This window comes from Halorubrum ezzemoulense DSM 17463, from assembly GCF_002114285.1.
Lineage (GTDB): Archaea > Halobacteriota > Halobacteria > Halobacteriales > Haloferacaceae > Halorubrum > Halorubrum ezzemoulense.
Window position 1 is genome coordinate 1 of the sequence record NZ_NEDJ01000112.1, and the last position, 6,199, is coordinate 6,199.

General features: G+C 55.2%; 6 protein-coding genes and 1 pseudogene. 1 reads left to right on the top strand and 6 read right to left on the bottom strand.

Annotated elements, in window-relative coordinates; genetic code table 11:
- Positions 1 to 227 precede the first annotated feature (227 nt).
- The 6 genes and pseudogenes from B9H04_RS18405 to B9H04_RS18915 all read right to left on the bottom strand — a co-directional run bounded on the left by B9H04_RS18405 (position 228) and on the right by B9H04_RS18915 (position 5,675).
- On the bottom strand, positions 228 to 497 hold the full coding sequence (locus B9H04_RS18405; protein ID WP_139835145.1) for a hypothetical protein: 270 nt from the start codon (positions 495 to 497) through the stop codon (positions 228 to 230).
- Between the two features lie 1,402 nt (positions 498 to 1,899).
- Positions 1,900 to 2,535, bottom strand: coding sequence for a winged helix-turn-helix domain-containing protein (locus B9H04_RS17095; protein WP_080508724.1), 636 nt, complete (start codon positions 2,533 to 2,535; stop codon positions 1,900 to 1,902).
- An 843-nt stretch (positions 2,536 to 3,378) separates the two neighbouring features.
- Positions 3,379 to 4,290, bottom strand: coding sequence for a hypothetical protein (locus B9H04_RS17100; protein ID WP_248648707.1), 912 nt, complete (start codon positions 4,288 to 4,290; stop codon positions 3,379 to 3,381).
- A 501-nt stretch (positions 4,291 to 4,791) separates the two neighbouring features.
- Positions 4,792 to 4,956: a hypothetical protein gene (locus B9H04_RS19320; RefSeq protein WP_248648708.1), complete on the bottom strand. Its 165-nt coding sequence runs from the start codon at positions 4,954 to 4,956 to the stop codon at positions 4,792 to 4,794.
- 141 nt (positions 4,957 to 5,097) lie between these two features.
- Positions 5,098 to 5,421: pseudogene (locus tag B9H04_RS19775) on the bottom strand (DUF7718 family protein); the annotation flags it as partial.
- Between the two features lie 92 nt (positions 5,422 to 5,513).
- On the bottom strand, positions 5,514 to 5,675 hold the full coding sequence (locus B9H04_RS18915; RefSeq protein ID WP_155120073.1) for a hypothetical protein: 162 nt from the start codon (positions 5,673 to 5,675) through the stop codon (positions 5,514 to 5,516).
- A 133-nt stretch (positions 5,676 to 5,808) separates the two neighbouring features.
- On the opposite strand from B9H04_RS18915, the gene B9H04_RS17110 reads away from it, so the two are divergent.
- The coding region (locus B9H04_RS17110; protein WP_455583616.1) for a transposase at positions 5,809 to 6,199 on the top strand (391 nt) is incomplete at its 3' end.

Here is a 6,199-nt window from a genome sequence, read left to right on the forward strand (position 1 = left end):
TCTCGGTGGTCCCCCTCGTTGTCGCTGGTGCTGGTCCGTCCTCGATGCTGGTCGGTGTTCGAGGTCGCCCTGTCGCTTCCTAGTCGTCGGTCTGGTCTCTGCTGGTCGCCGCCGGTCGTCGTTGATCCGTGTCCTCTCCGAGTCAGTCCTCGTCGTCGCTCGTCGGATTGGTGCCGCCGGGCCAGTTTCGGTGTTGGTGTCGTCAATTGCCCCTGGGGTGCTATCGATCAGCTGGTGGTCCGTCGTCGACCGTCGGGTCCGCGTTCTCGGTGTATCGATCGTCGGTCAGCCTCGTCGGGTTCGGTCGTCGTTTCGAGTGGTCGGTTGTCTCCCGTCGCCGTCGACGTTGGTGGTGTTCCGTCGCCTGTCGTCGGTCCCTGTTCATCGCCTCGCATCCCCTGTCCGCCGCGCCGCTCACTCAGGGTTCCATCCACTATCATATCTCTGATAGTCTTCGCCTTGTCCGCCTCCCGTCTCTCCCCCTTTCCCTCGTCCATTACTTGGCTCCGCCCCGATTCCTTCGCTACGCGACTATCCACTGAACTTCATCTGCCCTGAACCCTAATTGTGTGAATTCGGCTGAACATGTGTGACAACCAGAGGTTGTTTGATAGCGTCTCTAAAGCACTATCGTCGGATGGCTGAACGTGTGTAGCTGTATTTGTGGTTGGGATTCTATTTACGAACCCTCGTAATCCCGCCGCCGTCTGGTATTTACAGGAAAAGACAGATAGAATACATAAATTAATAGAGGAGGTGTCAATCGCCACGCCGTCTGGTATTACTGGGGAATTTGAATCAAGATCACCGGCTATATACAGAATGCCGCAATCCCCGTGCCGTCTGGTATTTACGAGACTATATACGAGACGGCCGTATCACGCCACCGTCTGGTATTTATGATGGTGGTTCGCGCGTCGCACCTCGTGTTCTGAGAGTTAATACACACCCCCGCAATACCGGTGCCGTCTGGTATTTACGAGACTATATACGAGACGGCCGTATCACGCTACCGTCTGGTAAATAGGCAAATGCCAGGAGGTCATGCGATCGGGACTTGCTAATTAATATACACCTGCCGAATACCGGTGCCGTCTGGTATTTACGAAACTATATACGGACTACCGCAATCCCGGTGCTGTCTGGTATTTACAGGGTCGGTTGGGCTGTGAAAATCATACTAAATGTGGTAGGAAGCACTGAGTAGTGAGGTGATCGAGCCGGTAGCTATCGCGAAAGGAGTGAGGCTGACTTGGGAGGTGTGGGGTGTGAGGACGCTGGCACAAGTTAGTCTTCGATAGCTGAGAGCTAGAGAGTCAGTATTGGTGTGGCTTGCTGAGAATACTTCGTCGAGGGGTTGCGTTCTACTCGTGTGTTAGCCTAGTTTTGAGGGTCGGGGGGTCGCGCTCCATTCGGGAGTCATTTTTGCGTCGACAGTCGGGGGGTCGCACTCCATTTGTGAGTCATTTTTGCGTCGACAGTCGGGGGGTCGTTTTCCATTTCTGCGTTAGGAATCGCTGAAGCGGGGGAATTGGGAGCAGAAACTGATTGCATCTCGCTGGGTCGAAACAGCAACTCGATGATATCGCTCTCGCAAGTGTGATTCCGAGTTTGAGAGATTCGATGGTAATGAGCGAGTATAGGACACACTTCTTGTACCTCAAACGACCAGTGAATAGTGAGCCTGAAGAGAGTCGTCCAATAGTTTTGCGTTGAGAGTGAGACAGGCGTAGGTTAGGAGTCGTGTGGGAGATGGCCGGGGGTGCTAGTGTATTCACGAGTGGGTTAGTGTGGGGCGGGCGTGTTGTTTGTCTGGAACTTCGGCCTGACGATGTCTACATTAATCGGGCTGAGTGTCTCTTTCACCACGGTCAGCTTCATTCTGAACGTGGTCTGCCATTATATACGGAGGACAGGTGATTCGCGAGTATAGATTATCTTCTGCGACGGTAAGTTACGTTTCAAAGTAATCTGGGGGTGGGTTGTAAGTCGGTTCTTTATTTCAATCATATATTGATGAATATCACGAAGGTCGACGACATCAATATCAGTTAGACGGTTTACTTTTGCGCGCAGTTCCTTGCTCGTTATCTGGCCATCCTGAATGAGTGTCCATAAGATATCGCGAAAGATGGACTCCAAGACTTGTTGCTCTTCGCTCGTTCCAGATTGACAGACACGTGAAACTACGGTCGAGACATCATCGGTACCGAATTCGATCGAGAGTGATGACGGCTTTGGAAACACTTCATTAGTAGTAGCATCGTGCTGACTACAGTTGGTAACTGAGGACACTAATTCCGCTGGCTCATACGATTCAACCAGATCTTCAGCTGAAACATGAGATGAGTCAACGGCAGCACTGCGGTACAACCCTCGATGTACACGATCGACGTGTCCTTCATCCTGAAGATGTCGTAGTCGTTGACTCACGTATGACTGGTTTCGGTTGAGTTCATCGGCTAAATATCGGGGGGTACATCGCCCCTCTCTGAGCTTTGCTAAAATCAGCTGGTCAGTCTTGTTCAAATCCATCTGAGTACCACCATGGCGTGAACTAATGACTAATTAGATGTTAGATATTGTGGTCTCGTAATGTCATATAACACATTGTTAGAAACGGGATAGAAGACCTAGAAACACCGACAATCTGCTGTGTTGATCCGATAGAAAGCCGCTATATTATGAGCGTGTGAACTAGGACATGGGACGTAAGAGACTGACCGCCACTTTTCGACGGAGCACGTTGTATTGGCTAATTGTACTTCCGAGATTTAACCCTAGTTGAGGTCAACATCGTACCGTAGGCTGATCCGTATTTGCCGCAATTTGGTAACGCCGTCGGACAGATACACCAGTCTCACCGTTTCTGAGGAAGTGTTTGAGCAACTGATCGCCATGATGACCGAGTACGACTCTGGAGTATTGCCGACGTAGTTGGGACTGTGTCAACGGCTGCGCTTGAGCGAGATCCGGCGCTTCTACGTAAAAACACGGAAAGGGGCCGTTGAGTTCTACCCACAGCAAATTAACTACGCCAACTAGGACTCAGATCGCTGGACGGCGGCAGGTGTACAAAATGTAAAATCGTCTTTCCGCAGCTCTACACAAGAGCGAGACTGAGACTCACGGCAGCGCAGAACCTCAAGAGATAGCTCACGGTCGCCCACGATCACTTCGAATGCTTTGAGACGGTGCTGGCCGACCGTGAGATATCCTGTGACAACTTGACCGAGAGCAATACGTCCTGCGACGGGTATTACTCAATCATGGACAACGGTGAGGCCGGCGAGGTAAATGTAGGTCGCGAAAAGCGTCCGCTGGGACCTTGATGTCGCGCACCGTCCGAGTAGTGGGCACCCTGAGCAGGCGGAGCCGTTATGACCCGGTAACGGGCCGCTCGCTCTGGTTAAACCCCCCGTACGAAAGGTCCGCGGTGTACACCTCCCCATCGTAGCGCACCAGCCAGGTGCCATCGTAGCTGTCAGCCTCAATCGCCGACTCCGCCGAGAACTGGTCCATTAGCGACTGGAATGACTCGTCGTCGGTGTCCTCGGCGTAATAGACGCCGTCGATCGCCTCGTTCACCACCGACCGCTCGGCTTCCGAGAGCCCTGACAGCCTGAATAGGTGCTCATCGCGAAGTTGCTGCGCGTACGCGCTAGTGCTGTCGGCGACCCTGCTGGCGGTGTAACGGTACCGGGTCAACGTCACCTCTCTACGTTCTTCCAGCACGAAGGGGTAGACGGTGCCGTTGTGCCGAACGGCGCTGTACTCACCGGACAGCAACACGCTCTCGTTGGTTTCTGACATTGTGTACTCCTCGGGAATGGCGATTTCGGGGCCGGGCCTGAGTCGGGACTCGCGCTCGCTCATAGCTGTGAGTAGATTACCCAGAAGCCGGCGGTCACGCTCGGAGAGTTCATTGAAGTCAACTGTCTCGTCGGCTGGCGCCGTCCCGTTGAGATCGACGCCGACGGCGAACGCGGTCCCGGGCCCGGTGCCGGTGACGTTCCAGTCGATCTCGTAGTAGCCGCCCCCATATGCGAGCGGCAGTCCCCGTTTGACCGGCGGATCGGTAGCTGTGGCTGTCCCCGAGCCATTCTCGATCGCCTCCCGGACCACCCTCCGGTCGTCGGGAGCCGGACTGTCCACGACAGCCGGCCGGCTGGCGGCTTCTGCTATCTCCGCATCGTCTGCGGTCTCCATCGACACCGATCCCGTTGCTGAGCAGCCTGCGAGCGCCACCAGCGCCAGTAGGCAGAGCGCTGCGAGCGCTTTGCGTTCCATATCGGAAGTCGTTCTCTCTCTGGTAAATAGCTGGAGGCCGTGTTACACATCCCGCAACAGCAGGAATAATCGCGCTAGGCAGGATAGGCCACTCATTTACCCTCGGCTTTTAATGTTAAGAAAATAACACTTTATCGGCCGAAAATGGCGGCTGAGACGGTGTGAGCATGGAAAAGAGAGTTCAGCCGCAGACGCTCCACTCTCCACTAGAGGTTCAAACGCCGTGAACGCTGCCTTCATTATCCTCTGTGAATCACTCTCCAGTTCGGCCGATAACGTAAAATCCTCGTAGAACGTCTTTCCCTCCGATTCCGGGTCCAATAGTGCCAACAAGACAATGGTCAAAGATGAGTAACAACCTCGGTGCGAATCTCCAGAGAGGTAGCTATCAACAGTAGCTGTCGTAGAGCCGAGTTGAGTTGTTTCCGAGGACAAGGCCGTCAGTTAATGGGTCCAGCTACAGCTGTTGCTTAGTGATTAAGACACATCGAGCTAGTAGTGTTACTCGTCGACGTCGACGACGGTCGCCTCTTCGGGCGGCGCGATATCGAGCTCGGCAGCGCCGCGCTCGATTTCCTCGGGCGTGATCCCCTCAGCATCGGCAAGCAGCTCGCTGAGCTCCTCGTCCGAGACCAGATCAGCGTCGGCCGGGGCTTCACGGCTCATGTTTTCTTCCACCCGGCGCGAACGAATAAACGTGGGTGTCGGTTCACCACTATCTGACCACGACGGTGGGCGGTCTGGCGACCGACGCTCTTCGAAGACATCGACGAAGTACTCAGCCTCACGTTTGAGGTAATTGGCACAGCCGCGGATAACTGCTCCTCGACTTATCGGTAGCGGCGCATGCGCGAGTTGGAGGTGAACAGTCGGCTGCGAACGGCGGACGACGCCGACATGGAGTCCCTCGCGGTACACGTCATGCCCGAGTGCCGACGTCTCGTTGTGGTCCATCCGGGCGATCGCCGTCCATTCGATTGGGTCGGCCGCGACGCGATAGTGAAGCTGAACGAGGAAGCGTGGGATGCGTTGCTGGTGCTGGTCGAACCCGACCGTGAGCAGGCAGTTGCGGCGGCCAGCTGGGACGTGCTTGGAGACGTCGTAGCCGGTCGGGAGTGACGGGGCACTCATTCGTTCGAGCCATCATCACCCGGTACGGTGTTGCTTTCGCTTTTGCCCCCGAGGTCGGGGCACCATCCGAGCCTCGCTAGAGTTGCAACAGGTCAGTTCTCCCGCTCCCACCATTCATCGATTTCTTGCGCACCGATGTCGACGGTTGCGGTGATCCCGCACGAGCAGTGGATGCCGACAGTGCCGGGGTGCGTCGTGATCGGGCCCTTCTCTTTTCCACAGCCCGGGCAGTTGACCCGGAAGGTCTCGCCCATACACACCGATCCGTGTGGTCCGGGAAAGCCGCTCTGCTCAGACTCGCTCTTATGTAGAAACGAGACCGGACGCTCTTATGTAGAAACACGGAAAGCCCGTATGATTACACTAAGTCGCCAGTAATCGGGAGATATGTCTTCCACTGAGTCAGCGTTTGGCGGGATGTTTCGGCAGTTGATCGAGCTCGGAGTCATCGAGATCAACACCGAGCCGCTCGATGCCCGCATCGAGCGGCGGCTCAAGCAGTTCTGGGAGAATACATCCTGTCCTCGCTGTGGTCACCAGAGCATTATGACGTGGGAGAAACACGACAGAGTTCGGTGTCGTAATTGCGAATTTAAGCCAGTGTACACCCATGGAACGCCATTTCACGAGAAGCACCTCTCCTGTGGTGAAGTGCTTCTCGCTTTCACTCTCTACGCAGATACGCTGCTGAGTATCAACCAAATTGCGCCGCTGCTCGGTCGCGCTTACAAAACCGTTCACACGGCGATTCGGGAGGTGGAAGCCGCGGTTCAGCGCG

Excerpts from the sequence above, each read along its gene's own strand:
- B9H04_RS19320 (WP_248648708.1), bottom strand. The coding sequence starts at position 4,956 with ATGAGCCGTGAAGCCCCGGCCGACGCTGATCTGGTCTCGGACGAGGAG.
- B9H04_RS17100 (WP_248648707.1), bottom strand. The coding sequence starts at position 4,290 with ATGGAACGCAAAGCGCTCGCAGCGCTCTGCCTACTGGCGCTGGTGGCG.
- B9H04_RS18405 (WP_139835145.1), bottom strand. The coding sequence starts at position 497 with ATGGACGAGGGAAAGGGGGAGAGACGGGAGGCGGACAAGGCGAAGACT.
- B9H04_RS18915 (WP_155120073.1), bottom strand. The coding sequence starts at position 5,675 with ATGGGCGAGACCTTCCGGGTCAACTGCCCGGGCTGTGGAAAAGAGAAG.
- B9H04_RS17095 (WP_080508724.1), bottom strand. The coding sequence starts at position 2,535 with ATGGATTTGAACAAGACTGACCAGCTGATTTTAGCAAAGCTCAGAGAG.